Annotated in this window: 1 protein-coding gene; it reads right to left on the bottom strand. The window is 57.6% G+C overall.

Annotated elements, in window-relative coordinates; translation table 11 throughout:
* Positions 1-509: IS3 family transposase (locus MHY08_RS11640; protein WP_239236786.1), on the bottom strand; the 509-nt coding region annotated here is incomplete at both ends.

Here is a 509-nt window from a genome sequence, read left to right as displayed (position 1 = left end):
TTGTAGACGACTTCAATCCAGTAGGCAACGGCCTTGCGTGCAGCATCACGGGTCGCCCAGCGCTTACGGTCGTAGAACTCGGTTTTAAGCGTTGACCAGAATGACTCGGCCATCGCGTTATCGAAGCACACACCGGTACGCCCTACGGACTGAGCAATGCCCAGGTTGCGGCAAACTTCCCAGAGCTTCTCGCTGGTAAATTGGGTTCCGCGGTCAGCGTGAAACACTAGCCCGTCAGGCACGTCACCGCGCAGCGTATGCGCCATTCGCAGGGCCCGTTCGACCAGGTATGTATCTTGAACGCTATCCATAGCCCAGCCCAGTACCCTGCGGGAATGGCCATCGCGGACTGCACACAGATACAACCAGCCTTCAGCAGTGCGCAGGTAGGTAATATCCGACATCCACACTCGGTTGAGCTCACCGGTATCAAACATGCGCTTGACCAGGTCAGGAAGCGTGGACTTACGTTTGGCTTGGACCGTTGTCACTGGGACAAAGGCCCGCGG

The organism is Corynebacterium sp. ACRPJ, assembly GCF_022347345.1.
In the GTDB taxonomy this organism is placed as follows: Bacteria; Actinomycetota; Actinomycetes; order Mycobacteriales; family Mycobacteriaceae; genus Corynebacterium; species Corynebacterium tuberculostearicum_D.
Note: the sequence above shows the minus strand (reverse complement) of the source record. Positions and strands in the feature narration are given on the sequence as shown.